The sequence below is a fragment of the Streptomyces sp. NPDC058674 genome (assembly GCF_042716505.1).
Lineage (GTDB): Bacteria > Actinomycetota > Actinomycetes > Streptomycetales > Streptomycetaceae > Streptomyces.
Genome location: NZ_JBHXSC010000018.1, coordinates 61,744 through 87,440, shown reverse-complemented (window position 1 = coordinate 87,440; position 25,697 = coordinate 61,744). Strand labels below are relative to the sequence as shown.

27 protein-coding genes and 1 riboswitch are annotated in these 25,697 nt (G+C 71.0%); of the genes, 13 read left to right on the top strand and 14 right to left on the bottom strand.

Annotated elements, in window-relative coordinates:
* The first annotated feature begins 89 nt into the window (after nt 1-89).
* Nucleotides 90-899, top strand: coding sequence for a hypothetical protein (locus tag ACFWU6_RS12530; RefSeq protein WP_383980765.1), 810 nt, complete (start codon nt 90-92; stop codon nt 897-899).
* An 88-nt stretch (nt 900-987) separates the two neighbouring features.
* Here the strand turns inward: ACFWU6_RS12530 and thiC are convergent, their stop codons facing one another.
* Nucleotides 988-2,775 carry a phosphomethylpyrimidine synthase ThiC gene (thiC, locus tag ACFWU6_RS12525; protein ID WP_383980763.1) on the bottom strand — a complete coding sequence of 596 codons (1,788 nt, stop codon included), beginning with the start codon at nt 2,773-2,775 and terminating at the stop codon, nt 988-990.
* A riboswitch (TPP riboswitch) is annotated at nt 2,770-2,915 on the bottom strand. (Overlaps the previous gene by 6 nt.)
* A 72-nt stretch (nt 2,916-2,987) precedes the next feature.
* Here thiC and ACFWU6_RS12520 point away from each other — a divergent pair.
* Nucleotides 2,988-4,367: a YibE/F family protein gene (locus ACFWU6_RS12520; RefSeq protein ID WP_383800668.1), complete on the top strand. Its 1,380-nt coding sequence runs from the start codon at nt 2,988-2,990 to the stop codon at nt 4,365-4,367.
* Between the two features lie 35 nt (nt 4,368-4,402).
* Here the strand turns inward: ACFWU6_RS12520 and ACFWU6_RS12515 are convergent, their stop codons facing one another.
* The 4 genes from ACFWU6_RS12515 to ACFWU6_RS12500 all read right to left on the bottom strand — a co-directional run bounded on the left by ACFWU6_RS12515 (nt 4,403) and on the right by ACFWU6_RS12500 (nt 6,665).
* Nucleotides 4,403-4,852: an SsgA family sporulation/cell division regulator gene (locus ACFWU6_RS12515; protein WP_383800670.1), complete on the bottom strand. Its 450-nt coding sequence runs from the start codon at nt 4,850-4,852 to the stop codon at nt 4,403-4,405.
* A gap of 96 nt (nt 4,853-4,948) precedes the next feature.
* On the bottom strand, nt 4,949-5,719 hold the full coding sequence (locus ACFWU6_RS12510; RefSeq protein ID WP_383980761.1) for an IclR family transcriptional regulator: 771 nt from the start codon (nt 5,717-5,719) through the stop codon (nt 4,949-4,951).
* Nucleotides 5,720-5,976: 257 nt separating this feature from the next.
* Nucleotides 5,977-6,204 (bottom strand): DUF5326 family protein, encoded by a 228-nt coding sequence (locus tag ACFWU6_RS12505; RefSeq protein ID WP_383800676.1) that lies wholly within the window; start codon nt 6,202-6,204, stop codon nt 5,977-5,979.
* 143 nt (nt 6,205-6,347) lie between these two features.
* Complete coding sequence (locus ACFWU6_RS12500) at nt 6,348-6,665, bottom strand: cupin domain-containing protein (protein WP_150518853.1); 318 nt, start codon at nt 6,663-6,665, stop codon at nt 6,348-6,350.
* An 89-nt stretch (nt 6,666-6,754) separates the two neighbouring features.
* Here ACFWU6_RS12500 and ACFWU6_RS12495 point away from each other — a divergent pair, with 89 nt between their 5' ends.
* From ACFWU6_RS12495 to ACFWU6_RS12480, 4 genes are all read left to right on the top strand, one after another.
* Complete coding sequence (locus ACFWU6_RS12495) at nt 6,755-7,135, top strand: phage holin family protein (protein ID WP_383980758.1); 381 nt, start codon at nt 6,755-6,757, stop codon at nt 7,133-7,135.
* 38 nt (nt 7,136-7,173) lie between these two features.
* Complete coding sequence (locus ACFWU6_RS12490) at nt 7,174-8,334, top strand: cystathionine gamma-lyase (RefSeq protein ID WP_383980757.1); 1,161 nt, start codon at nt 7,174-7,176, stop codon at nt 8,332-8,334.
* Between the two features lie 175 nt (nt 8,335-8,509).
* Complete coding sequence (locus ACFWU6_RS12485; RefSeq protein ID WP_383980755.1) at nt 8,510-9,415, top strand: LysR family transcriptional regulator; 906 nt, start codon at nt 8,510-8,512, stop codon at nt 9,413-9,415.
* 60 nt (nt 9,416-9,475) lie between these two features.
* Complete coding sequence (locus ACFWU6_RS12480) at nt 9,476-9,955, top strand: NUDIX domain-containing protein (RefSeq protein ID WP_383980753.1); 480 nt, start codon at nt 9,476-9,478, stop codon at nt 9,953-9,955.
* A 42-nt stretch (nt 9,956-9,997) separates the two neighbouring features.
* Here the strand turns inward: ACFWU6_RS12480 and ACFWU6_RS12475 are convergent, their stop codons facing one another.
* Together ACFWU6_RS12475 and ACFWU6_RS12470 are read right to left on the bottom strand one after the other, a co-directional pair.
* Nucleotides 9,998-11,098: a globin domain-containing protein gene (locus ACFWU6_RS12475; RefSeq protein WP_383980751.1), complete on the bottom strand. Its 1,101-nt coding sequence runs from the start codon at nt 11,096-11,098 to the stop codon at nt 9,998-10,000.
* A gap of 229 nt (nt 11,099-11,327) precedes the next feature.
* Nucleotides 11,328-11,978: an HAD family hydrolase gene (locus tag ACFWU6_RS12470; RefSeq protein WP_383980749.1), complete on the bottom strand. Its 651-nt coding sequence runs from the start codon at nt 11,976-11,978 to the stop codon at nt 11,328-11,330.
* Nucleotides 11,979-12,133: 155 nt separating this feature from the next.
* Between ACFWU6_RS12470 and ACFWU6_RS12465 the strand changes: the two genes are divergently transcribed.
* Genes ACFWU6_RS12465 through ACFWU6_RS12455 form a run of 3 tightly spaced genes read left to right on the top strand, consistent with a single transcriptional unit; the run spans nt 12,134 to nt 14,732 of the window.
* Entirely contained in the window at nt 12,134-13,021 is an 888-nt protein-coding gene (locus tag ACFWU6_RS12465; protein WP_383980747.1) for a GNAT family N-acetyltransferase, read from the top strand.
* A 16-nt stretch (nt 13,022-13,037) separates the two neighbouring features.
* Nucleotides 13,038-13,499 carry a GNAT family N-acetyltransferase gene (locus ACFWU6_RS12460; protein ID WP_383980745.1) on the top strand — a complete coding sequence of 154 codons (462 nt, stop codon included), beginning with the start codon at nt 13,038-13,040 and terminating at the stop codon, nt 13,497-13,499.
* A gap of 57 nt (nt 13,500-13,556) precedes the next feature.
* Complete coding sequence (locus ACFWU6_RS12455) at nt 13,557-14,732, top strand: winged helix DNA-binding domain-containing protein (RefSeq protein ID WP_383980743.1); 1,176 nt, start codon at nt 13,557-13,559, stop codon at nt 14,730-14,732.
* A 44-nt stretch (nt 14,733-14,776) separates the two neighbouring features.
* On the opposite strand, the gene ACFWU6_RS12450 is transcribed toward ACFWU6_RS12455, so the two are convergent.
* Both ACFWU6_RS12450 and dnaB read right to left on the bottom strand, forming a co-directional pair.
* Nucleotides 14,777-16,162 (bottom strand): serine hydrolase domain-containing protein, encoded by a 1,386-nt coding sequence (locus tag ACFWU6_RS12450; protein WP_383980741.1) that lies wholly within the window; start codon nt 16,160-16,162, stop codon nt 14,777-14,779.
* A gap of 9 nt (nt 16,163-16,171) precedes the next feature.
* Nucleotides 16,172-17,665 (bottom strand): replicative DNA helicase, encoded by a 1,494-nt coding sequence (dnaB, locus tag ACFWU6_RS12445; protein ID WP_383800821.1) that lies wholly within the window; start codon nt 17,663-17,665, stop codon nt 16,172-16,174.
* A 441-nt stretch (nt 17,666-18,106) separates the two neighbouring features.
* On the opposite strand from dnaB, the gene ACFWU6_RS12440 reads away from it, so the two are divergent.
* Nucleotides 18,107-19,444, top strand: a complete 1,338-nt coding sequence (locus tag ACFWU6_RS12440) for an MATE family efflux transporter (protein WP_383980739.1) — start codon at nt 18,107-18,109, stop codon at nt 19,442-19,444.
* 122 nt (nt 19,445-19,566) lie between these two features.
* On the opposite strand, the gene rplI is transcribed toward ACFWU6_RS12440, so the two are convergent.
* The 4 genes from rplI to rpsF form a co-directional block, all read right to left on the bottom strand.
* Complete coding sequence (gene rplI, locus ACFWU6_RS12435) at nt 19,567-20,013, bottom strand: 50S ribosomal protein L9 (RefSeq protein WP_069921086.1); 447 nt, start codon at nt 20,011-20,013, stop codon at nt 19,567-19,569.
* Nucleotides 20,014-20,030: 17 nt separating this feature from the next.
* Entirely contained in the window at nt 20,031-20,267 is a 237-nt protein-coding gene (gene rpsR / locus ACFWU6_RS12430) for a 30S ribosomal protein S18 (RefSeq protein ID WP_005315025.1), read from the bottom strand.
* 43 nt (nt 20,268-20,310) lie between these two features.
* Entirely contained in the window at nt 20,311-20,919 is a 609-nt protein-coding gene (locus tag ACFWU6_RS12425; RefSeq protein WP_383800712.1) for a single-stranded DNA-binding protein, read from the bottom strand.
* 72 nt (nt 20,920-20,991) lie between these two features.
* Nucleotides 20,992-21,282, bottom strand: coding sequence for a 30S ribosomal protein S6 (gene rpsF / locus ACFWU6_RS12420; RefSeq protein WP_004950685.1), 291 nt, complete (start codon nt 21,280-21,282; stop codon nt 20,992-20,994).
* A gap of 252 nt (nt 21,283-21,534) precedes the next feature.
* Between rpsF and ACFWU6_RS12415 the strand changes: the two genes are divergently transcribed.
* From ACFWU6_RS12415 to ACFWU6_RS12405, 3 genes are all read left to right on the top strand, one after another.
* Nucleotides 21,535-21,849: a hypothetical protein gene (locus tag ACFWU6_RS12415; RefSeq protein WP_383800716.1), complete on the top strand. Its 315-nt coding sequence runs from the start codon at nt 21,535-21,537 to the stop codon at nt 21,847-21,849.
* Nucleotides 21,850-21,982: 133 nt separating this feature from the next.
* Nucleotides 21,983-23,101: a peptidoglycan bridge formation glycyltransferase FemA/FemB family protein gene (locus ACFWU6_RS12410; protein WP_351270862.1), complete on the top strand. Its 1,119-nt coding sequence runs from the start codon at nt 21,983-21,985 to the stop codon at nt 23,099-23,101.
* A gap of 72 nt (nt 23,102-23,173) precedes the next feature.
* Nucleotides 23,174-24,205: an alanine racemase gene (locus ACFWU6_RS12405; protein WP_383800719.1), complete on the top strand. Its 1,032-nt coding sequence runs from the start codon at nt 23,174-23,176 to the stop codon at nt 24,203-24,205.
* A 9-nt stretch (nt 24,206-24,214) separates the two neighbouring features.
* On the opposite strand, the gene ACFWU6_RS12400 is transcribed toward ACFWU6_RS12405, so the two are convergent.
* A complete protein-coding gene (locus ACFWU6_RS12400; protein ID WP_383800722.1) occupies nt 24,215-25,675 on the bottom strand; it encodes a glycosyltransferase family 87 protein in 1,461 nt (486 codons plus the stop codon).
* Between the last annotated feature and the right edge of the window lie 22 nt (nt 25,676-25,697).

Here is a 25,697-nt window from a genome sequence, read left to right as displayed (position 1 = left end):
ACCATCGCTCTATCCGTAGCGGGCTCTCCTCCGTTTGTGCCGGCGCCCGGGTCTACGCGGGCATACCGGCTTCTACGGAGCATCGGGGGATGCACATGACCAGCGCTCCGCACCTGCTGACCGAAGACCGGCCGGAGTTCGATCGGCTCCTCGACGAGGCGCTGCGCACCGCGCCCGACCGGCCGGAGCTCGCCGCCCTCGGCGAGCGGCTGAACGCCGAACAGCTGCGCACCATGGCCATGGGGGCCAGTGCGCTGCTCACGGGCGCGGCCGCGGCCGAGTACGACCACTACGTGAAGGTCCGTGGGGAGCGGCGCGACGAACTGCTGTCCACGCCGGGCTCGGCCGCCGAGGAGAACGACGGACAGGGTGACGGCGCCGGAGCCGGGGCCGTGGTCGCGGTCCTCGCCCCGGTACTGGCGGGCACCGCCATGCTGATCTTCCTGCTGGTGGGCTACAGCCTGAAGATGATCGAGCCGGAACCGGCCTTCGCCGAGACCATGCTGACGGCCGGCTGGCTCTTCGGCGCGCTCACCGTGGCGGGCCTGCTGTGCGCCGTGGTCGGACTGCTGGTGACGGCCGTACGCAACAGCGCCACCGAGGTGGTGGCCGACGAGACCGAGGCCGTACCCGACGAGGTCGCCCGGGCCCGTGAGGCGTGGCGCAACGCCCTGCTGGAACGCGGCATCATGCCGTTCCTGCGGGACGCCCTGGCGGACCCGAGTGCCGGGCCGGGCTTCCGGTCCCCGCGCGGACGCGGCGGCCGGATTCCCAGCCTCGGCTACACCGCACCCGACTTCACCAGCCCGGGGACCCCGTCGGAGGGCCCCCGGCCCGGCTACGCGTCCCCGGACTTCACCAGCCCGGACTTCGGCGGCCCGGAGCACGGCTCGGACTGACCCGCCCGCCTGCGCCCCGCGCCGTTCCCCGTACCGGCTGTTTCACGTGAAACATCGCGCGCAGGGGGCGGGCCGCCCCGCGGACACGTCAGTCGGCGAGCGGCAGGTACACGCGGTTGCCCGCGGCCGCGAACTCGGCGGACTTCTCCGCCATGCCCGCCTGGATCTCCTCCGCCTTGAGGTCCCCTCCGTGCTCGCGGCGGATGTCGTGCGAGATCTTCATCGAGCAGAACTTCGGACCGCACATGGAGCAGAAGTGCGCGGTCTTGGCCGGCTCGGCGGGGAGGGTCTCGTCGTGGAACTCACGCGCCGTGTCCGGGTCGAGGGCCAGGTTGAACTGGTCCTCCCACCGGAACTCGAAGCGGGCGTCCGACAGGGCGTCGTCCCACTCCTGGGCTCCGGGGTGCCCCTTGGCCAGGTCCGCCGCGTGCGCGGCGATCTTGTACGTGATGACGCCGGTCTTCACGTCGTCGCGGTTGGGCAGGCCCAGGTGCTCCTTGGGCGTGACGTAGCAGAGCATCGCGGTGCCCCACCAGGCGATCATCGCGGCGCCGATGCCCGAGGTGATGTGGTCGTAGGCCGGGGCCACGTCCGTGGTCAGCGGGCCGAGCGTGTAGAACGGCGCCTCCTCGCAGATCTCCTGCTGGAGGTCGATGTTCTCCTTGATCTTGTGCATCGGGACGTGGCCCGGGCCCTCGATCATCGTCTGGACGTTGTGCCGCTTGGCAATGGTGTTCAGCTCGCCCAGCGTCTTCAGCTCGGCGAACTGGGCCGCGTCGTTGGCGTCCGCGATGGAGCCCGGCCGCAGGCCGTCACCCAGTGAGTACGTCACGTCGTACGTCGCCAGAATGTCGCAGAGCTCCTCGAAGTTCGTGTAGAGGAAGTTCTCCTTGTGGTGCGCCAGGCACCACGCGGCCATGATCGATCCGCCGCGGGAGACGATTCCCGTCTTGCGGCGGGCGGTCAGCGGCACGTACGGCAGCAGGACGCCGGCATGGACGGTCATGTAGTCGACGCCCTGCTCGGCCTGCTCGATGACCGTGTCCTTGTAGATCTCCCAGGTCAGGTCCTCGGCGCGGCCGTCGACCTTCTCCAGGGCCTGGTAGAGCGGCACGGTGCCGATCGGGACGGGGGAGTTGCGCAGCACCCACTCGCGCGTCGTGTGGATGTTGCGGCCCGTCGAGAGGTCCATGACCGTGTCGGCGCCCCACTTGGTCGCCCAGGTCATCTTGTCGACCTCCTCCTCGATGGAGGAGGTGACGGCGGAGTTGCCGATGTTGGCGTTGACCTTCACCAGGAACCGCTTGCCGATGATCATCGGCTCGATCTCCGGGTGGTTCACATTGGCCGGCAGCACGGCGCGACCTGCGGCGATCTCCTCGCGGACCACCTCGGGGGAGACGTTCTCGCGGATCGCGACGTACTCCATCTCCGGGGTGATCTCGCCCCGGCGGGCATATGCGAGCTGCGTGACGGCGGCGCCGCCGCGGCCGCGGCGGGGCTGGCGGGGACGGCCCGGGAAGACCGCGTCGAGGTTCTTCAGCCCCCCGCGCGGCAAGGTGTGCTTGATGCCGTCGTCCTCGGGGCGCGCGGGGCGTCCCGCGTACTCCTCGGTGTCCCCGCGTCCGATGATCCAGTTCTCGCGCAGCGGCGCGAGCCCCCGGCGGACGTCCGTCTCGATTCCGGGGTCGGTGTACGGACCGGACGTGTCGTACAGCGTCACGTCCTTGCCGTTGGTGAGGTGGACCTGGCGAACCGGCACCCGGAGGTCGGGGCGGGAGCCCGCCACATACCCCTTGTGCCAGCCTGGCTGGCGCTCGGTCCGGCCGTCGGCGTCCTGGCTGACGGCAGGCGTGCGTGCGTCCTGAATGGTCATGAGACCTGATCTCCCTACGCCGGCATTACCCGGTAACAGGTTCGGCGGTCGACGCAGCCTCTTCCCGTGCGCACGGATCGTGCGCGTACGGTGATCAGCGTCCTCTCAGCCCGGTGCTCCGAGCTCCCGCGTTGTGCAAAGGTGCCCCCACGCTAGCGTCATCCAGGGCGTGCTGAACAGTGGGCCCCCTCATCTCTTGCGATGATCTGCCAGTGACGTCCTCGCCGCAGCCCCCCACCGATTCCACCGACGACCACGGCCACGCCGGCCACGCCCACCCGGGCCACGGGCCTTCCTCAGGCCATTCCCACAGCCACGGCCACGGCCCCGCGGCCCCCGTCTCCAAGCACCTGCGCAAGGTCATCGCCGCTGTGCTGATCCCCTTCGCCACCGCCGTCCTCGTCGGACTGGTGGTGCTCTGGCCCGGCGGCGCGCCGTCCCACGAGCGCACGGGGGTCGGCTTCGACCGCCAGACCCAGCAGGGCGTGGTCGTCTCGCTGGCGCTCGTCGACTGCAAGTCCGTGAACGCCTCGCAGGTGCCGCCCACGGGCGACACCTCGACCCCCGAGGGCCGGGAGGCGCAGTCCGCGCAGACGGACGAGTGCAAGAAGGCCACCGTCGAGGTCGGCACCGGCCCGGACAAGGGGCGGACCTTCGTGGAGATCGTCCAACCGGGCGCGCCGCGGCAGTTGGAGGACGGACAGGAGGTGGTGGTCGCCTACGCGCCCGATGCCCCGCGCGACCTCCAGTACTCGGTGATCGACGTGAACCGCAAGTTCCCGATGGCCCTGCTGGCCGGCATCTTCGCCCTGGCCGTGGTCCTCGTCGGGCGGATGCGCGGGCTCTTCGCGCTGATCGCACTCGTCATCAGCTTCGGCGTGCTGACCCTCTTCATCCTCCCCGCCATCCTCCAGGGATCGAATCCGCTGGTCGTCGCCGTCGTCGGGGCGAGTGCGATCATGCTCATCGGGCTCTACATGTGCCACGGCCTGACCGCGCGCACCTCGGTCGCCGTCCTCGGGACCCTGGTCTCCCTGCTGCTGATCGGCCTGCTGGGTTCGCTGTTCATCGACTGGGCCTTCCTCAGCGGCAACACCGATGACAACACCGGACTGATCCACGGGCTGTACCCCGACATCGACATGAGTGGTCTGCTGCTCGCAGGCGTGATCATCGGCTCGCTGGGCGTGCTGGACGACGTCACGGTCACCCAGACGTCCGCCGTCTGGGAACTCCGCCAGGCCGATCCGTCGATGGGATCCCGCGCCCTCTACCGCGCAGCCATCCGGATCGGCCGGGACCACATCGCATCGGTGGTCAACACCCTGGTACTGGCGTACGCGGGCGCCGCACTGCCCCTCCTGCTGCTGTTCTCGATCGCGAACAGCAGCATGGGATCGGTGGCCAACAGCGAGCTGGTGGCGGCAGAGATCGTGCGCACGCTCGTGGGATCGATCGGGCTCGTGGCCTCGGTCCCGGTGACGACGGCGCTCGCGGCACTGGTCGTCTCGGCCGACCGGCCGGGCCCGCCGGCCGCGGGGGCGGCCGCCGGGCCGGCCCGCAGCGGCCGTGGTCGGCGGCGCAAGCGCTGAATCCGGCCCGGAGGAGCGGGGCGGGCCGGCGCCGCTCAGCCGGTGTTCGGCTCGTTCTGCCGCGATTCGGCGAGGATCTTGCCGAGCGCCTCGTCGAGGTGCTCCTCGAAGTCGCCCAGGCTCCGCTCCTGACCGAGCGGAACGAGCCGGTCGGTGCGGTCCAGGAAGGCGACGAGCGGCGCCGCGCTGGCACGGAACAGAGCTCTGTCGCCGCCGACCTGGAGGCGGATGTGGACGTCGGACAGCTCTTCGGGGTCGGTGGGAGCGATGTGCACATCGCCGTCGCCGCACGCCTTGTTGATGCCGTCGAGGAGCAGTTCCCGTCCGAACGCCCACGTCACGGGCGCGTCTCCGGGAAGGTGGAAGGTAAGTCGCACTGCGTAGGGATCCCGAGCGTCGTACCGGAGTTCAACCGGGATACGGAACGAGAGCTCCTCGGAAACGAGGAAGCTCATCATGACCTCTGCCTGTACCGACTCGCGCATTGACTACCCCGCTGTAGTGGAAGTGGCCAGGAATGGTCCCCCAGGGCCTCTTGACAAGAGTGGTGGAAGCGCTAGCAGATCACAAGGAGTGAGTTTTCAGATACTGATAGAGAACATGAGGGTGCTCAACCGCGCGCCTACTTCTCTCCGCAGTTGCTCAACTGCGGACAGCAACCGACCCTCTTCGCTCAGGGGGAGGGAAATGGCCACGGTTGCAGGCGTCTCTCCGGCTGGGATCGGAATGGCCGCACACACCGTTCCCAGCGCATACTCCTGACGCTCAGTCACCGCCTGCAGCCGCTCCGGCGCCCCGAAGCGCTGCTCCAGCGAGCGCAGGTCCCGCACGGTGTAGGGGGTGATGGGGCCGACCGGATGGCGGTCGTAGTGGTCCTTGCGCGTCTTCTCGTCCAACTGGCCGAGCAGGCACTGCCCGACGGCGTGCGCGTGAGCGGTCTCGCGGAAGTCGGCCCATTCCTCGCAGGCCTGGCTGTCCGGGGTGTCCGAGACGCCGACGACCTCGATCTCACCCTCGCGGTAGACCGCGAAGTAGACGGGCGCCCCGACCGCGTCGCGAAAGTGCGCGAGGGAGTCGAGGATCATGCTGCGACGTTTCTGCTGGAGTCCGCCGCCGGCCAGCCGGACAGCCGCGTCGCCGAGTACGAAGACCCCGCTCTCGCGGCGCAGATAGCCCTCGTGCGTCAGGGTGCGCAGCAGGTGGTACGCCGTGGGCAGCGGGAGTCCGGCCTCGCGCGCCAGCTGTTTCGCCGGGGCTCCCCCGCTGTGCGATCCCACGGCTTCGAGCAGTCTCAGCGCCCGCTGCACCGAAGCGATGAGAGTCGGCACACCGGCGTTGTGAACCGCAGACAATGCTCACCCCCAGGCGTGGCGGCGGGCCTTCGGGGAAGCCCGCCCTGCGGGGGCCGCCCCCGCGTATGCCGTGGCTCCTGGGGTCGTGCTCGGTTGCTGCTCGAAGCCACCGGTTCAGAGCGGTGTCATCGGCTTCCGGCGCCCAGGGAGGGACGGCACCGATGGCCACTCTATCCACCGATTCCCGGGACCCGAGCGGTTTCGGGCCTCGCGTTCCCTCGCCTGGCTCAATCCCGGAACCGCTCCGGCCCGCCTGCCTACCACTCCCCGGAGGAGGCCTTCGAGCGGTCGCCGCCGATCTTCTTCACCACGAAGACCAGGCCCGCGACGAGGGCGACGAACAGGAGCAGCTTGAAGACCAGCCCGATGAGCGCACCGAGGATGCTGGTGATCACGCCGCCGAAGACGAGCAGCGCCAGCAGCGGAACGGCGACCCACTTGACCCACCACGGCATGCCTGCGAATGTCCCTCGGATCCCGTCCATGTCCTCGACCTCTTCCTCGTCCTTGGCTTCCTGCTCCCGATGCTAGGAGTCCGGGGCCGCCGCCGGGGGCGCGCGAGCCCCCGGAGTCCCCTGATCCGCCCCCTAGGGGGACCGGGGGCGCGACCCCCGGTCCCGTCGGCCGCTCAGCCCTCCGGCGGGGAGAACACCACCATCACCCGGAGGTCCTCCGTGATGTGGTGGAACTTGTGCGGGACCCCGGCCGGGACGTAGACGACGCTGCCCCGGGCCACGGTCGTGGTCTCCTCCCCGACCGTGATCGAGGCCCGGCCGCTGACCACGAAGTACACCTCGTCCTGGCGGTGCGGCGCCTGCGGGTCGCCCTGACCCGCGTCGAGCGCGTACAGCCCGACCGACATGTTCCGCTCGCGCAGGAACTGCAGGTAGGCGCCGTCGTTCGCGGCGCGCTCCGCTTCGAGCTCGTCCAGCCGGAAGGCCTTCATCGTCCTGGTGCCCCTTGTGTTCGGTCCCGCCGCCACATCCGCTGATCTGCGGATGTCCCGCCGGGATCTTCTCTGCCACGATCAGACACATGACGAATTTCGTAGTCAAGACGCTCGCCAACGCGGCTGCCCTGGCCGTCGCGGTCTGGCTGCTCGCCGGCATCACCCTGGACGACGGCAGCAGCCTCGGCCGCCGCACCCTCTCCCTCGTCCTGGTCGCACTGGTCTTCGGCCTGGTGAACTTCATCGTCAAGCCCGTGGTGAAGCTGCTCTCACTGCCGCTCTTCATCCTCACCCTGGGCCTGTTCACCCTCGTCGTGAACGCCCTGATGCTGCTGCTCACGTCATGGCTGGCCGAGCAGTTCGACCTCAGCTTCCATGTCGACGGCTTCTGGACCGCGGTACTCGGCGGCCTGATCATCTCCGTCGTCTCCTGGGCCGTGAACCTGGTCCTGCCCGACAAGAACTGACTCGACACCGTACGCGAGGCCTTGAAGGAGCACACCGCGTGAACGACCACGACCGAGACAGCCCCCGGCGCCAGGACGTCGGGGACGGCACACGGGCCGTCCGGGCCGGGCTGCCCGCGCCCGTCAAGAACGAGCCGACCCTGCCGGGCCCCGTCTTCGCCGCGCACTTCCACCTCCCCGGCGACGTGGAGGGGCCGTACACCTACGGCCGCGACACCAACCCCACCTGGACCCTGCTCGAAGAGGCCGTCGGGGAGCTGGAGGCGCCCGGCCAGGACGTGCACACCATCGTCTTCGCCTCCGGGATGGCGGCCGTCTCCGCTGTCCTGCTCTCCCAGGCGCAGACCGGCGACACCGTCGTCCTGCCCGACGACGGCTACCAGGCGCTCCCGCTGCTGCGCGGGCAACTGGAGGCGTACGGGATCCGCGTGCGCACCGCCCCCACCCGCGAGGAGGCCCAGCTCGACGTCCTCGACGGAGCCAGGCTGCTGTGGATCGAGACCCCCTCCAACCCGGGGCTCGACGTCTGCGACGTACGGCGCCTGGTGGACGCGGCGCATGCCGGGGGGACCCTGGTCGCCGTCGACAACACCCTCGCCACCCCGCTCGGGCAGCGGCCCCTCGAACTCGGTGCGGACTTCTCCGTCGCCAGCGGCACCAAGGGCCTCACCGGCCACGGCGACCTGCTCCTCGGATACGTCGTGTGCGGTGATCCGGAGCTCGCCGCCCGCGTCCGGCAGTGGCGCAAGATCGTCGGCGCCGTCCCCGGTCCCATGGAGGCCTGGCTGGCCCACCGCTCCCTGGCCACCCTCCAACTGCGGGCGCAGCGCCAGTGGGCGAACGCGCTCGCCGTCGCCGAGGCGTTGTCCGGCCGCGCCGAGGTGACGGGGCTGCGCTACCCGGGCCTGGCCACCGACCCGTCCCACAAGACGGCCGCCCGCCAGATGCGGGGCTTCGGGTCGGTTGTCTCCTTCACGCTCCCCGACCGCGCGCACGCGGAGCGCTTCATGGCGGCCCTGCACCTGGTCGAGGACGCCACCAGCTTCGGCGGGGTGCGTTCCACCGCCGAGCGGCGGGGGCGGTGGGGCGGCGACGCCGTGCCGGAGGGTTTCATCCGCTTCTCCGCCGGGGCCGAGGACACCGAGGACCTGGTGGCCGATGTGCTGCGGGCGTTGGGAGTCGCGGGCGGCGGTGGCTGATGAGCCCGCGATAGGGCGGTCCGAGCCTCCCCCCTCGTGGCTCGGACCGCCCGGGTTCCGCGCGCGGGGAACCACGCCACAAGGCTAATTGACCGAGCGTCAGAGTCCAATCACGCTAACGACAGGCCCCTATCGGCATATTTATACTTGTGGGCCCCCACCGAGAGGTGCCGCCGTGGACCTGGCCTTGCTGCGGACCTTCGTCGCCGTCCACCGAGCCGGCTCGTTCACCCGGGCCGCCGCGCTCCTGGGACTGTCACAGCCCGCCGTGACCTCGCAGATCCGTACCCTCGAACGGCAGCTGGGGCGGCCCCTGTTCCACCGCCGGGCCCGCGGCGTCACCCCCACCGCGGTCGGCGACGAGCTCGCCCACAAGGCCGCCCCCCACCTCGACGCCCTGCTGCGGATCACCGAGGCCGAGCAGGGGACCGCGGGTGCGCTGCGCACGCTCCACGTCGCCGGACCGCCGGAGTTCCTGAGCCTGCGCGTGCTTCCGGCCCTCGCGCCGCTGGTGATCCAGGGCCACTCCCTGCGCACCACCTTCCTGGCGGGGGCCGAGGAGACCCTCGAAGGGCTGGCCTCCGGCCATCACGACCTCGTCGTCACCACGGCCCGTCCGCGCGGGGGTCTCTTCAGCGCCACGGCCCTGTGCGACGAGGAGCACGTCCTGGTCGCGGCGCCCTACTGGGCCGCCTTCGTCGACCCGGAGCGGCTGCGCGCGGAGGGCCCGGCGGCGCTCGACGGCATCCCCCTCGTCGAGGTCCACGAGACCCTGCCGCTCGTCACCCGCTACTGGACAGCCGTCTTCGACACCCGGCCCGACTCCAGGCCCGCCGCGGCCACCGTGGTCGCGCCCGACCTGCGGGCCGTACTGGAATGCGTACGGGCCGGCGCGGGGCTCGCCGTCCTGCCCCGGTACCTCTGCCAGGACGCCCTCGACTCCGGCCGGATCGTGGCGCTGCCGGAGCCCGCGGTGCCGCCGCTGCGGACCTGGTTCCTGGTCGTACGGGCCGGCGATCTGGCCCTCGCCCACCTCGCGCGGGCCCGCGACGGCCTTCTGCACGCCGCCGCGCGCTGGTGAGCCCCCGTTTTCCCGGCCGTGGCGCGTTTCAGACGCGGAGCGCTGGGCCACTCTTCTCCCATGACCGAACGCCCTGTGGTCAAACGCACCGCCCGCGCGATCCTGCTCGACGGTGACGACCTGATCCTCATCAAGCGCACCAAGCCCGGGCTCGACCCCTACTGGCTCACCCCCGGCGGGGGAGTCGAACCCTCGGACGCCACCGTCGTCGACGCCCTTCACCGGGAGGTGCACGAAGAACTCGGCGCGAAGATCATCGATGTGGTGCCCTGCTTCGTCGACACGGTCGAGCACATCTCCGAGGGCGGGGTCACGGGCGTGAAAGTGCAGCACTTCTTCGTCTGCCACCTCGAATCGATGGACCCGAGCCAGCGGCACGGGCCGGAGATCGACGAACCCGAGGGCGAATACGAGATCGTCCGCGTGCCCTTCAGCAGGGTCGGGATCGCAGCCGTCCACCTCGTCCCGCTGTCCCTGCGGCACTACCTCGACGGCAACATCGAGGGGGTACGCGCCATGCACGCCCCCGACCTGGGCTGAACCCCGCCACACCGGCCGGGACCGGCGGACGATCCGCCGGTCTCAACCGGCGACGCCGGCCAGCTCCTCCACGGCGTCGTAGCGGATCCGCTCCCCGGGAATCCCGATCCGCTTCAGCTCGTCCACCCCGCTGCGGATCATCGCGGCCGGCCCCGACACGAATGCGTCGTACGAGCTCCACGGCCCGTGTTCACCGACGGCCTGCGGCAGTTGCCCGGCCAGCCCGTCCCCGACCACCGGGCGCACCGAGAGCCAGGGATGCGAGCGCTGGAGGCCCAGCAGCGTGTCCTTGTCGTACAGATCGTTGTCACTGCGCGCCCCGAAGAAGACCTCCACCGGGCGCCGCTCTCCGTGCTCGGCCACGTCCTCGATGAGCGCCTTGATCGGCGCGATCCCGGTCCCGCCGCCCAGGCAGAGCATCCCGTTGTCCGTGGTGTGGTCCACCACCATCGACCCGGCCGGCGGCCCCAGCCGCAGCACGTCCCCCGGACGGGCGTGGCGCACCAGCGCGTTGGAGACCCAGCCCGCGGGAACGGCCTTGACGTGGAAGGACAGCAGGCCGTCTGAGCGCGGGGCCGAGGCGAAGGAGTAGTGCCGCCACACCCGTGGCCACCACGGGGTCTCCAGGCTCGTGTACTGGCCGGCCAGGAAGGCGTACGGCTGGTCGGGGCGGACCGTCAGCACGGCGATGTCCGGAGTGCGCAGGTCGTGGGAGACCACCTCCGCGTGCCACCAGGCCGGCGTCCTGACCTCGTCCTCCGCCGCCGCGTCGATCATGATCTGGGAGATCGTCGTGTACGCCCGTACCCAGGCGGCCTCCGTCTCGGGGCCCCAGCTCGCCTCCGCGTACCGGGCCAGTGCTCCGATCAGGGCCTCGCCCACCACCGGATAGTGGCCGGCCATGGTGCCGTACTTGCGGTGGCCGGTCCCGAGCCTGCGCAGGTACGGGGTGAGCACGTCCGGATCGTCGATGTGCTCGGCGGCGGTCAGCAGCGCCTTCAGCAGCCGGTCGCGCTGCGTGTCCATGGCGGCCGGGAACATGGTCCGCACCTCGGGGTGCCGGGTGAACACCAGGGCGTAGAAGTACGAGGTCACCCTGTCGGCGACGGGTGCGATCTCCGCGAGGGTACGGCGGATGAGCACGGCGTCCGGTGAGGGCTCGGCCGTACCTCCCCCGGAGGGTATCCGGGCGGTCCCCCCTCTGGCCGATCTGGTGGGCGGAGCGTCCATGCGGTGCCTCGCTTCGAACATCTCGGTCGGTCTGCACACGCCACGGCCTGCGAATCCGTGGTTCCGGGTTCCCCAGCGTGCCAGCCGACCTCGGACCCTGCGGGGAAATGGGGAAACTCCGCGTTTCGAACCCACCTTCCCCTTAAGATGCCTCGACTCCCGGGCGTGCCACCCCCACGAGCTGGTATGCCTCGCGCAGGTCCCGGCCCTCGTAGACATGAGTCGCCCGCTCCGCCAGATAGGGGCGGGCATTGACCGCCACCGAGACCGGGACCACTTCGAAGAGCACCGAATCGGTGATCGAGTCCCCGTAGGCCACGCAGTCCCCCCGGCCCACGCCGAACTGCGCGCACAACCGGTCCGCCACCGTGACCTTGGCCTCGGGGGTCAGGATGCCCGAGACCTCCATGGGCCGGGTGAACGGCACCTCCGGGAAGACCGAGCCGTGAGCGGCGTGCGCCCCCCACTCCAGCAGGAGCTCCACGAAGAAGGACGGCGACAGCGAGATCACCGCGCAGTAGTCGCCGCGCTCCCTGATCTCCCGCCACACGTCCCTGATCCCAGCCAGCCAGGGAGAGCCGTCGAACGCGGCTCGGACGTGCGCGGGCGTCAGCCCCGCCCACAGGGTGTGAACGGCCACCGAGAACTCCTGGGGGGTGACCTTGCGCGCGACGAACGCCCGCTCCAGGCTCGCGATCTCGGCGCTCAGACCGAGCTGGCGGGAGATCTCGACCGGCGCGGCCGAGCCGTACATCAGGGTTCCGTCGAGGTCGAAGAGGTGCAAGGTGGCCATGACCGCCGAGATTAGTGCGTCCCTCTCCCTCGAAGCAGCGTGTTTCACGTGAAACGTCGATCCGTTTCACGTGAAACATCAGGGCGTCGTTTCACGTGAAACATCGGCGCACAAACCCTCTGGACGGCCGGCGGTTGATGATCCAGTCTGAGCCGGTGACTCCTCCGCATCTCACCGACCTTCCGATCCGAGCGCTGACCGCGGGCGACCTCCGCCGCTGCGCAGACCTGTCAGAGGACCGCGGCTGGCCCCGCGAGGAACACAAGTGGAGACTGCTGCTGACGGCCGGAACCGGCTACGGCATCGACGCACCGGACGGACAGGGGCTCGCCGCCGCCTGCGTCGTCACCCGGTACGGCCTCACCCCGGACGAACCCGAGCTCGCCGCCATCGGCATGGTCCTCGTCGCCGACCGCTACGCCCGCCAAGGCCTGGGCCGTCACCTGATGCGGCACCTCTGCGACGACGTCCTGCGAGGCGTCCCCCTCACCCTGCACGCCACTGCGTACGGGCGCCCCCTCTACGAGGAACTCGGCTTCGACACCACGGGCCGCGCCGAAATGCTCCGCGGCACCTTCCGGCGCGAGGAGGCCCCCGACACCTCGGACGGCTCCCGGGTCCGGCCGGCCACCGCGGAGGACCTCCCCCGCATCCTGCGCCTTGACGCCGAGACCTTCGGCACCGACCGCACCCACATGATCACGCGGCTGCCCGCCTTCGCGGACCGGCTGGTCGTGGCCGAGGACGCCGACGGCACGCTCACCGGCTACGCCGCGGCCTGGCCCAACATGGAGACCCACGTCATCGGCCCCCTGATCGCCCGGGACGCCGGCACCGCGCAGGCCCTGGTCACCGCGCTCGCCGCGGACACCGACCGGCCGCTGCGCACCGATGTCGACGTACGCCACGAAGGACTCCTCGACTGGCTCAAGGAGCGCGGCCTGCAGTCCGTGGCCTTCAACGCCGTGATGACCCGGGGCATCCCCGGTCCGCCCGGCGACTGGACCCGCCGCTGGGCGCCGCTCACCGTCGCCGCCGGCTGAGAGAGGAACACCCGCCATGACCGATGCGTCCGAGCTCACCATCCGCCCCGCCACCGAGGCCGACCTGCCCGCCGTCGTCGCCCTGCTCGCCGACGACCCGCTCGGGGCCGCGCGCGAGTCGCCGGACGACCTCACCCCGTACGCCACCGCCCTCAAGCACCTCGCCAAGGATCCGAACCAGCACGTGGTCGTCGCCGTCCGCGCGGACCGCGTCGTGGGCACGCTCCAGCTCACCATCGTCCGGGGGCTCTCCCGCAAGGGGGCCACCCGTTCCCTCATCGAAGGTGTCCGCGTGCACGCCGACGAGCGCGGCAGCGGCCTGGGCACCCGGTTCGTCGAATGGGCGATCGAGCAGTCCCGGGCCGAGGGCTGCGCGCTCGTCCAGCTGACCTCGGACGCGAGCCGGACCGACGCCCACCGCTTCTACGAGCGGCTCGGTTTCACCGCTTCCCACGTGGGGTTCAAGCTCACCCTCTGAGGACGCCGGACCGGCAGGCCGGGCCGCCGTGGCGCGGTCCGGCCTACGATCGGGAAGATGAGCCCGCGCCTTCCCCTCATCAGTACCGCCGAGCGTCGCCACCGCCTCGGCCGGCGACACCGGCTGGCGCCTTCGGCCCGCGCCGCCACCGTGCCCCAGGCGGCGGACGCCGTGGTCGGCCTGCACGCCACGGACGCCGCGACCGTCTTCCTCTCCGCCCGCGCCCGGCTGGCCGAGGGGGGACCCGAAGCGGTCGAGCGGGCACTCTACGAGGACATCGGCCTGGTCCGGCTCCTCAGCATGCGCAACACGCTCTTCGCGGTCTCCGCCGAACTCGCCCCCTACGTCGATGCCTCCACCGCCCGCGCCATCGCCGCCAAGGAGCGGCGCGCCCTCCTCAAGCACCTCGACAAGGACGGCCGCGGACTCGACGCCACCTGGCTGGCGGCGGCGGAGAGCGCCGCGCTGGACGCCCTCGACACCTGCGGCCCCTCCACGGGCATCCAGCTGTCGGCCGCCGTCCCGGCCCTGCGCCAGAAGATCACCCTCGGCCGCGGCACCAGGTCCGAGGCGCAGACCGGCGTCGCCACCCGGGTCATCCGCCTGCTGGCCGCCGACGGCCGGATCCGGCGTGACCGGCCCCTCGGGTCGTGGACCTCCAGCCGGTACCGCTGGGTCCACACCGAGCCCTGGCCCGCCGTAGCCGCCGCGCAGGCCCGTGCCGAGATCGCCCGGCGCTGGCTCCGGGCCTACGGTCCGGCCACCGAGGCGGACCTGAAGTGGTGGACGGGCTGGAGCCTCACCGACGTCCGCACGGCGCTCGCGGCCGTCGGCCCCGACCACGTACGCCTCGACGACGGCGGCACCGCCCTGGTGAGCCCCGGCGACACCGGACCCGAGCCGGCGCCCGAACCGTGGGCCGCCCTGCTGCCGGGTCTGGACCCCAGCGGGATGGGATGGGCCGACCGGGCCTTCCACCTCGACCCCGCCCACCGGCCCGCCCTCTTCGACCGCGCGGGCAACATCGGGCCCACGGTCTGGTGGAACGGCGAGATCGTCGGCGGTTGGGCACAGCGGGCCGGCGGCGAGATCGTCTGGCGGCTGCTGGGCAGTCCCGGCCGGGAGGCCGAGGCTGCCGTCACCGCCGAAGCCTCCCGTCTCGCCGACTGGCTGGGCGGAGTCCGGGTCACCCCGCGCTTTCGCACGCCCCTGGAGCGTGAACTCGTCTCCTGACGGCGGCCGTCGGCCCGGAGCCCGGAGCCCCTCGGGAACTGGGCTCAGCCGATGCCGCGCCAGCCCTGCGGGTCCACCCCGCCGGGCACCGGGGCCTGCGCGTCGTACGGCTCCCGCGTGAAGACGAAGGACGCGAGGTCGAGGTGGCCGACCGAGCCGTCCGCTCGGCGCACCGCACGCAGCGTCTCCCCCGCGTAGTAGCCGGACAGACCCGTCCAGGTGCCGTCCGGTTCCGCCCGGAAGCGCGCCGCGCGCCCGGTCGCCGCCACCGGACCCAGCTCCAGTGATCCATCGGCCGTCAGCCGCACCACATGGGCCGACGTGCCCCAGTACCAGGGCCCGCACAGCTCCAGCGCCACCGGGTCGGCCTCCCGGAAGGGCCGCCACGGCTCGGGGAACACCGGCTCCGCATCCGCCACGATCGCCACCAGGTCGGCGGCCACCGCCGCCGGCGGCAGGCCCGACGTGCAGTTCGCCAGGACCACGGCCGCCACGTCGTCCGCCTCGCTCACCCAGAGCGCCGCGAGGAAGCCCGGCAGCGACCCGGTGTGCCCCGCGAGCCGGCGGGCGCCGTCGGAGGACAGCTGCAGGCCCAGCCCGTACCCGGACCCCGCGACGGCGGGGTCGGGGGGCGAGGCCGGTGCGCGCATCTCCCGTACCGTCCGCTCGCTCAGCACCCGCTGGTCACCGCGCAGCAGGAAACCGGCGAACCGCGCCAGGTCCCTCGTGGTGGACCAGAGCTGACCGGCCGGAGCCATCAGCCCCAGGTCCTCCAGAGGCTCCGGCATCATCACGTCCGCCCACGGGTGGACCGCCCAGCCGCCGGCGTGGGGAGCCCGCGGCGACCCCGAGGTCCGGTCCAGCCCGAGCGGCTCCAGCACCTCGACCCTGAGCGACTCCTCCCACGGCCGCCCGCGCAGCGCCTCGACGAGCGAACCGAGCAGCGTGTAGCCCGGGTTGGAGTAGTGGTGCCTGCGCCCGGGTTCGTGTCGCAACGGCTCCCCGCCCAGCACGTCGGCCAGCTCGGGCCTGCGGGATCCGGGGGTGCGCTCCCACCACTCGCCGGGCGTCTCCGCGCCCAACCCCGCGGTGTGGGACAGCAGCTGGGCGATGGTCACCTCCCCCACACCCGTCCCGGGCAGGTGCTTCTCGAGCGGATCGGCGAGGTCCAGCAGCCCCTCGTCGCGCAGCCGCATCACGAGGACGGCCGTGAACGTCTTGCTGATGGACCCGATCCGGTACTGGACGTTCCCGTCCGGTCCGTGCCCGGCGACGGAAGTACGGGACCCCTCCCACACGACGGCCCCGCCGCGCGCCACCGCCGCCACCACGGACGGCGCCCGCCCCGCGCTCTGCGCGACGGCGATCCGGTGGTTCAGCGCCCGCCGGGTGGCCGGAAGGAGGTCCAGGTCTGCAGAGAGCTCGTCCATGATCGGATGCTACGTGTTGGCCATGTCCACGAACCGTGAATAGTGGCCCTGGAAGGCCACGGTGATCGTCGCGGTGGGGCCGTTTCGGTGCTTGGCCACGATCAGGTCGGCCTCACCCGCGCGGGGGGACTCCTTCTCGTACGCGTCCTCGCGGTGCAGCAGGATGACCATGTCCGCGTCCTGCTCGATCGAGCCGGACTCACGCAGGTCGGAGACCATCGGCTTCTTGTCGGTGCGCTGCTCGGGACCACGGTTCAGCTGGGAGAGCGCGATCACGGGGACTTCGAGCTCCTTCGCCAGCAGCTTGAGGTTTCGGGACATGTCCGAGACCTCCTGCTGGCGGCTCTCGGGGCGGCGCGAGCCGCCCGACTGCATCAGCTGGAGGTAGTCGATGACCACGAGCGAGAGGTCGCTGCGCTGCTTGAGCCGACGGCACTTCGCCCGGATCTCCATCATCGACAGGTTGGGGGAGTCGTCGATGTACAGCGGGGCGGCCGAGACGTCCGGCATCCGGCGGGCGAGCCGGGTCCAGTCGTCGTCCGTCATCGTTCCCGAGCGCATGTGGTGGAGAGCGACACGGGCCTCCGCCGACAGCAGGCGCATCGCGATCTCGTTGCGGCCCATTTCGAGGGAGAAGATGACGCTCGGCAGGTTGCTCTTGATGGAGCAGGCCCGCGCGAAGTCGAGCGCGAGGGTGGACTTTCCCATGGCGGGACGCGCGGCGATGACGATCATCTGGCCCGGGTGCAGGCCGTTGGTGAGCGAGTCCAGGTCGGTGAATCCGGTCGGGACGCCCGACATCTGGCCGCTGCGCGAGCCGATGGCCTCGATCTCGTCGAGGGCGCCCTCCATGATGTCGCCCAGCGGCAGGTAGTCCTCGGAGGTCCGCTGCTCGGTGACGGCGTAGATCTCGGCCTGGGCGCTGTTGACGATCTCGTCGACGTCGCCGTCGGCCGCGTAGCCCATCTGCGTGATCTTCGTGCCGGCCGCGACCAGGCGGCGCAGGACAGCTCTCTCGTGGACGATCTCGGCGTAGTACTCGGCGTTCGCCGCGGTGGGCACGGACTGCACCAGCGTGTGCAGGTACGAGGCCCCGCCCACCTTGCTGATCTCGCCGCGCCGGGTCAGCTCCGCGCCGACCGTGATCGGGTCGGCAGGCTCGCCCTTGGCGTAGAGGTCGAGGATGGCCTGGTAGATCGTCTCGTGCGAGGGGCGGTAGAAGTCGTGGCCCTTGATCACCTCGACGACGTCGGCGATCGCGTCCTTGGACAGCAGCATGCCGCCGAGTACGGACTGCTCGGCATCCAGGTCCTGCGGGGGGACCCGCTCGAAGCCGCCGCCGCCACTGCCGCCGCCGCCGCCGTCGTCCCAGGAGCCGCCCTCGCGGCCCCGGTCCCGCTGGTCGTCCCCGCGGCCGCGGCCCTCGCCGTTGCGGCGCGGACGGGGGGGCAGACGATCCCCCGGACCGCTGTCGGCCCAAGGGTCGTCCATGGGCTCGGGCATGCTCACCGGGCCGCCTCCTCCCGTCCGCAACGCGGACCTCGCCGTGGCACTCTTTCTACGACACGGCTCTGACAAATGGGGCACCCGAACCGCGCTCTCAGCGAGTCGGGCAACGCACCACGGTAGGGCCGGGAGCGGCGTCAGCCAATCTTGTTATCCACAGGCTGTGTGGATGAGATGTGGACGACGGCGCCAATGCTGTGGGTAACTCCCCGGAAGCTGTGCACGGACCGGGGGACGACACTGTGGACAAAATCACCCGCCCCACCCCGCCACCCCTACTGACCTGCACTTTCTCCGTCCGGCACCCGCGCGCGAGAAATATATTCGAAGCCGCCTCACGATGGCCTCCAACGGGGTGGGGAGAACGCCCAAGCCAGCGCCCTAGTAAGGACTCAAAGTCCCTTGCATCCATTACCTGTGGAAGATTAGATTGAGCGCATGACACAGGCCCCCGCGGCGCCGAAGGCCGCGCCGAGACGACACGACCGGGAGATCTTCGCCCTCGCCGTACCCGCCTTCGGCGCCCTCGTCGCCGAGCCCCTCTTCGTGATGGTGGACAGCGCCGTCGTGGGGCACCTCGGCACACCCCAACTGGCCGGCCTCGGCATCGCCGCCGCCCTCCTCACCACCGCCGTGAGCGTCTTCGTCTTCCTCGCCTACGCGACCACCGCGGCCGTCTCCCGGCGCGTGGGAGCGGGCGACCTGGCGGCCGCCATCCGGCAGGGCATGGACGGCATCTGGCTCGCCCTCCTGCTCGGGGCCGGCGTGATCGCCGTCGTCCTGCCCGCGGCGCCCTGGCTGGTCTCCGTCTTCGGCGCCTCCGACACCGTCGCCCCCCACGCCATCACCTATCTGCGCATCTCCGCCCTCGGCATTCCCGCCATGCTCGTGGTGCTGGCCGCCACTGGTGTCCTGCGCGGCCTCCAGGACACCCGCACGCCCCTCTACGTGGCCGTAGGGGGCTTCGCCCTCAACGGCGCCCTGAACGTGGCCCTGGTCTACGGGGCGGGCCTGGGCATCGCCGGCTCCGCATGGGGCACGGTCGTGGCCCAGTGCGCCATGGCCGCGGTGTACCTCGTGGTCGTCGTACGAGGCGCCCGGCGCCACGGCGCCTCGCTGCGGCCCGATGCCGCAGGCATCCGGGCCTGCGCCCAGGCCGGCGCGCCCCTCCTGGTCCGCACCCTGTCCCTGCGGGCCATCCTGATGACCGCGACCGCCGTGGCCGCCCGGCTCGGTGACGCCGACATCGCGGCGCACCAGATCCTGCTCGCCCTGTGGAGCCTGCTCGCCTTCGCCCTGGACGCCATCGCGATCGCCGGGCAGGCCATCATCGGCCGCTACCTGGGGGCGGGCGACACCGCCGGGGCCAAGGCCGTCTGCCGCCGCATGGTGCAGTGGGGCATCGCCTCGGGGTTCGTCCTCGGCCTGCTGGTGGTCCTGGCCCGCCCCGTGTTCATCCCGCTGTTCACCAGCGACCCGGTGGTGGAGGACGCGCTGCTGCCCGCCCTGCTGGTGGTGGCCGTGTCCCAGCCGGTCTCCGGCATCGTCTTCGTGCTCGACGGGGTGCTGATGGGCGCGGGTGACGGCCGGTACCTCGCGCGGGCGATGCTGCTGACCCTGGCCGTCTTCGTCCCGGTCGCCCTACTCGTCCCCGCCCTGGGCGGCGGCCTGACGGCCCTCTGGTGGGCCATGACGCTGATGATGCTGGTCCGCATGGTCACCCTCCAGCTCCGCGCCCGTTCCGGCCGTTGGCTGGTCACGGGGGCCGCCCGGTAGCGGTGTTTCACGTGAAACACCGCTCAAGGCGTTGTGTTTCACGTGAAACACAACCGGCCGACCGCCGCCGGACATGACGAAGGGCCGCACCCCAGCGGGGTGCGGCCCTTCGCGAGCTGCCCTTAGGCGGCGACGACCTCGATGCCCACGTTCGCGGCCACGTCGGCGTGCAGACGCACGGAGACCTGGTACGAACCGAGGGTCTTGATCGGGGAGCCGAGCTCCACGCGGCGCTTGTCGACCTTCGGGCCGCCCGAGGACTCGATCGCCGTGGCGATGTCGGCCGGGGTAACGGAACCGAAGAGACGACCGGCGTCACCCGCGCGGGTGGCCAGACGGACCTTCACGCCCTCGAGCTTGGCCTTGAACTCGTTGGCCTGCTCGATGGTCGCGATCTCGTGGATCTTGCGGGCGCGGCGGATCTGCGCCACGTCCTTCTCGCCACCCTTGGTCCAGCGGATCGCGAAACCACGCGGGACCAGGTAGTTGCGAGCGTAGCCGTCCTTGACGTCTACGACGTCGCCCGCGGCACCGAGGCCGGAGACCTCGTGGGTAAGGATGATCTTCATTAGTCGGTCACCCTTCCTTATCGCGCGGTGGACGTGTAGGGCAGCAGCGCCATCTCACGGCTGTTCTTCACAGCCGTGGCGACGTCACGCTGGTGCTGCGTGCAGTTGCCGGTGACGCGGCGGGCACGGATCTTGCCACGGTCGGAAATGAACTTCCGCAGCATGTTCGTGTCCTTGTAGTCCACGTACGCGGTCTTGTCCTTGCAGAACGCGCAGACCTTCTTCTTAGGCTTGCGCACAGGCGGCTTCGCCATTGTGTCTCTCCTGTGTGATCAAGAAGTGGGGGTTCGAGCTGCCCTAGAAGGGAGGCTCGTCCGAGTAGCCACCGCCGGAGCCGCCGGAGCCGCCGGAGCTTCCGCCCCAGCCGCCCCCGCCGCCGCCCTGCTGCTGGCCGCCGGCCGGCGCACTGGACGCCCACGGGTCGTCGGAGGGAGCTCCGCCGCCCTGAGGGGCGCCGCCACCGGGGGCTCCGCCCCAGTTGCCACCGCCGCCGCCCTGCTGCTGGCCGCCACCGCCGCCGTATCCACCCTGAGCGCCGCGGCCCGAGGTCTTGGTGACCTTGGACGTGGCGTTCTTCAGGCTGGGGCCGACTTCCTCGACGTCCAGCTCGTAGACCGTGCGCTTGACACCCTCACGGTCCTCGTACGACCGCTGCCTCAGCCGGCCCTGCACGATGACGCGCATGCCCCGCTGAAGGGACTCGGCGACGTTCTCCGCCGCCTGACGCCAGACCGAGCAGGTCAGGAACAGGCTTTCGCCGTCCTTCCACTCATTGGTCTGCTTGTCGAAGGTGCGGGGAGTGGACGCGACACGGAACTTCGCGACCGCCGCACCCGAGGGGGTGAAGCGCAGCTCGGGGTCGTCGACGAGATTGCCGACGACCGTGATGACGGTCTCGCCTGCCATGGATGAACCTCTCGGCGGGGATTGCTGCTGGGCTGCTGTGCTACTCGGTCCCGATTACCGCTGAACCGAAGTTCAGTGGGTCTCGGGGCGAAGGACCTTGGTCCGGAGAACCGACTCGTTCAGGTTCATCTGCCGGTCGAGCTCCTTGACGACCGCAGGCTCGGCCTGGAGGTCGATGACCGAGTAGATGCCCTCGGGCTTCTTCTTGATCTCGTAAGCGAGACGACGACGGCCCCAGGTGTCGACCTTCTCGACCTTTCCGTTGCCCTCACGGACGACGGAGAGGAAGTTCTCGATCAGCGGGGAGACAGCGCGCTCCTCGAGATCGGGGTCGAGGATGACCATCACTTCGTAGTGACGCATGTGGAACCCACCTCCTTTGGACTCAGCGGCCACGGTCGTTCCGTGGCAGGAGGGTCGTGATGCGTGCCGCACGATGCCTGAGAACAGACACCGCGCAGACCGTACAGACTACCCCGTCGACTCCTTCCGGTTGAAATCCGGCAGGAGGAGGCCACAATCTGTATCCATCGGGTGTGCTCGGTGCTATGCCCCCGGCCCCTCCGGACGGCGGCCCCGCAGCACCGCTCTGCTTCAGCCAGGAGGTGCCTTCCGATGGCACAGGCAATACGACGCCAGCCCTCCATCTCGCTCCTCGCGACCGACGGCAGGCCCCATCCGCTGCAGGACACCCTGCTGGCGGCCACCCTGATCCTCGGCGCCGTGGCGTTCGTCACGGCGTTCTTCCACCACCTGCACCTGATCAGCTCGTGGGCGGGGCTGCTCGGGATCGCGACGGGTGCCTACGGACAGTTCATCTCCGTCACGACACGCGAGCGCTTCGCGCTGATCATCGGCCTTGGCGCGTCTGCCTTCGGCTTCTTCCTCGGCATGGCCCACGGCGGCCTCTTCGGCGGCTGGCTGGGCTGACCGGGGCACCTCCGCGACGGGGCGCCGACCGCACGCCGGTCCGGGCCTGGGGCCCGTCCCCCAGATGGGTGGCGCCCCTGTCGCAGTAGGCTTCGCGCCATAGCCAGCGAAGCCGCCGGAGGAGACGCCCCGCATGAGCCTGTCCCTGAGGACCATCAGCCGAGAGCAGCATCTGGGTTATCTCCAGAGCCTGCCCTCGGCGAGCCACTGCCAGGTCCCGGCGTGGGCCGACGTGAAGAACGAGTGGCGGTCGGAGAACCTCGGTTGGTTCGACGGCTCCGGCGAACTCGTCGGCGCCGCCCTCGTGCTGTACCGGCAGCTGCCCAAGGTGAAGCGCTACCTCGCGTACCTTCCCGAGGGCCCGGTCATCAACTGGTACGCCCCCAACCTCGAGGAATGGCTCCAGCCCATGCTGGCCCACCTCAAGCAGCAGGGCGCCTTCACCGTGAAGATGGGCCCGCCCGTCGTCATCCGGCGCTGGAACTCCACCGCCATCAAGGCCGGCATCCAGGACCCGGACGTCAAGCGCCTGCGGGACGTGGAGGCCTCGGTCATCGAGCCCCGCGCCTTCGAGGTCTCCGACAAGCTCCGCCGCATGGGCTGGCAGCAGGCCGAGGACGGCGGCGCGGGCTTCGGCGACGTGCAGCCGCGCTACGTCTTCCAGGTGCCGCTGGCCAACCGCTCGCTGGACGACGTCCTCAAGGGCTTCAACCAGCTGTGGCGGCGCAACATCAAGAAGGCCGAGAAGGCCGGTGTCGAGGTCGTCCAGGGCGGATACGAGGACCTGCCGACCTGGCAGCACCTCTACGAGATCACGGCCGAGCGGGACAAGTTCCGCCCGCGCCCGCTCAGCTACTTCCAGCGCCAGTGGACGGCCCTCAACTCCGAGGACCCCAACCGCATGCGGCTCTACATCGCCACGCACGAGGGGGAGCCGCTGGCCGCCGCCACGATGCTCACCGTCGGCCAGCACGTCTGGTACTCGTACGGCGCCTCGGCCAACCACAAGCGCGAGGTGCGGCCGTCGAACGCGATGCAGTGGCGCATGCTGCGCGACTCGTACGCGCTCGGCGCGAGCGTCTACGACCTGCGCGGCATCTCCGACACGCTGGACGAGAACGACCACCTGTTCGGCCTGATCCAGTTCAAGGTCGGCACGGGCGGCGAGGCCGTCGAGTACGTCGGCGAATGGGACTTCCCGCTCAACAAGGTGCTGCACAAGGCGCTCGACATCTACATGTCGCGTCGCTGACCGCACCTGCATTCCCACCCACCCCACACCCCGCTGCACCACGCAGCTCCCCAGGAGAGGTTCCGGACGGGCATGGCGCTCACGCTCTACGTCGACACCGCGCGCTGGCGTGCGCACCAGAAGCAGATCCAGGACCAGTTCCCCGGGATGGTCCCGGTCTGCAAGGGCAACGGCTACGGCTTCGGCCACGAGCGGCTCTGCGAGGAGGCGACCCGTATGGGCGCCGACGTGCTGGCCGTCGGGACGACCTACGAGGCCGCCAGCATCAAGGACTGGTTCGGCGGCGACCTGCTGGTCCTCACCCCGTTCCGGCGGGGCGAGGACCCGGTCCCGCTGCCGGACCGGGTCATCCGCTCGGTCTCCTCGCTGGACGGGGTCCGCGGCCTGGTGGGCGCCCGGGTGGTCATCGAGTGCATGAGCTCGATGCGCCGCCACGGCATCTCCGAGCAGGACCTCGGCCAGCTCCACGCGGCCATCGAGGACGTCCGGCTGGAGGGCTTCGCCCTCCACCTGCCGCTGGACCGCCCGGACGGCTCGGACGCCGTCGAGGAGGTCATCGGCTGGATGGACCGGCTGCGCGCGGCCCGGCTGCCGCTGCACACCATGTTCGTCAGCCACCTGCGCGCCGAGGAGCTGGCCCGGCTCCAGCAGCAGTTCCCGCAGACCCGCTTCCGGGCGCGCATCGGCACCCGGCTGTGGCTGGGCGACCACGAGGCCACCGAGTACCGCGGCGCGGTCCTCGACGTCACGCGCGTCGCCAAGGGGGACCGGTTCGGCTACCGCCAGCAGAAGGCCGCCTCCGACGGCTGGCTGGTCGTGGTCGCCGGCGGCACCTCGCACGGCGTGGGGCTGGAGGCCCCGAAGGCCCTGCACGGCGTGATGCCCCGCGCGAAGGGCGTCGCCCGGGCGGGCCTGGCCACGGTCAACCGGAACCTGTCGCCGTTCGTGTGGGCGGGCAAGCAGCGCTGGTTCGCGGAGCCGCCGCACATGCAGGTGTCGATCCTGTTCGTACCGTCCGACGCCACCGAGCCGAGGGTCGGCGACGAGCTGGTGGCGCACCTGCGCCACACCACCACGCAGTTCGACCGGGTGCTCGACGCCTGACCCGCCCGGTCACTCCCGGGGGCCCGCCCCCCAGTCTACCCGCTGTCCGTCCGAGGGCGCCGCGTACCGCGGCGCCCTCGCGGCGTCCGACAGCACGAAGACGTCCTCGGCCCCGTCCAGGACCCCGCCGGAGGGGTCGTCCGACCCGTCCCGGCGCACGACGTCCCGCTCCGGCATGAGGATGTCGCGCACGACGACCGCGCACAGGTAGAGCGTGGCCAGCAGGTGCGCCGCGATCGCCAGCTGGTAGCCCTCCACGGGCAGGCCCTGGTGCTTGTCACCACTGGTCGTGTAGGCGAGGTAGAACCAGATCCCGAGGAAGTAGGCGACCTCGCCGGCCTGCCAGACCAGGAAGTCCCGCCAGCGCGGCCGGGCCAGCGCGGCGAGCGGGATCAGCCAGAGCACGTACTGCGGCGAGTAGACCTTGTTGGCCAGGATGAAGGCGGCGACGACCAGGAAGGCCAGCTGGGCGAAGCGGGGCCGCCGGGGGGCGGTCAGGGTGAGCAGCCCGATCCCCGCGCACAGCAGGAGCGTCAGCCCGGTCGCGTACGTGTTGGCGCCGTCGAGCGGATTGCCCGAGCGCTGGGAGATCAGCAGCCACACGGAGCCGAAGTCGATGGGCCGCTCCTGGCTGAAGGTGTAGAACTTCGTCCAGCCGTCCCAGGCGAAGAGCATCACCGGCAGGTTCACCAGGAGCCAGGACCCGGCCGCGCCGAGGGCGGCGAGGCCGAAGCCGCGCCATTTCCCGGCCCGCCAGCACAGGACGAACAGCACCCCGAGCAGCAGGACGGGGTAGAGCTTGGCGGCGGTGGCGAGGCCGATGAGGACCCCGAAGAGCACGGCCCGGCCGCGGGACCACATGAGCATCGCGGCAGCGGTCAGGGCGATGGCGAGCAGGTCCCAGTTGATCGTCGCGGTGAGCAGGAAGGCGGGCGCGAGGGCGAAGAGCAGGGCGTCCCAGGGGCGGCGCCGGTGGGTGCGGGCGACGCACACGGCGATGACCGCGGCGCAGGCCATCAGCATGCCCGCGTTGACCATCCAGTACATCTGTTCGCGGTGCTGCATGGAGCCGGTGGTCGGCGTCAGCCAGGAGGCGACCTCCATGAAGAGCCCGGTGAGGACCGGATACTCCAGGTACTCCATGTCGCCGGTGAGCCGGTCGAAGTAGGGCGTCAGGTTGTCGGCGAAGCCGCGCACCGAGTACAGGTGCGGGATGTCGGAGTAGCAGGCGTGGGTGTACTGCGAGCCCGCACCCCGGAACCACGCCCAGTCGTAGCAGGGCAGCTTCTGCACCATGCCGAGGGCGAACATCCCGATGGCGACGAGGGCCACGACGCGGACCGGCCCCAGCCAGTGGCCGCCCAGCCGGGCGTGGCGGCCGAGGGGGCCGCCGAAGAGCTCGCTGCCCGCCGCGGCGACCTCGTCCTGCTGGGTGGGCAGTACGGGGAGGTCCTGTTGCACCTTCGTCATGCGCTCATCCTGCCGTACGGGG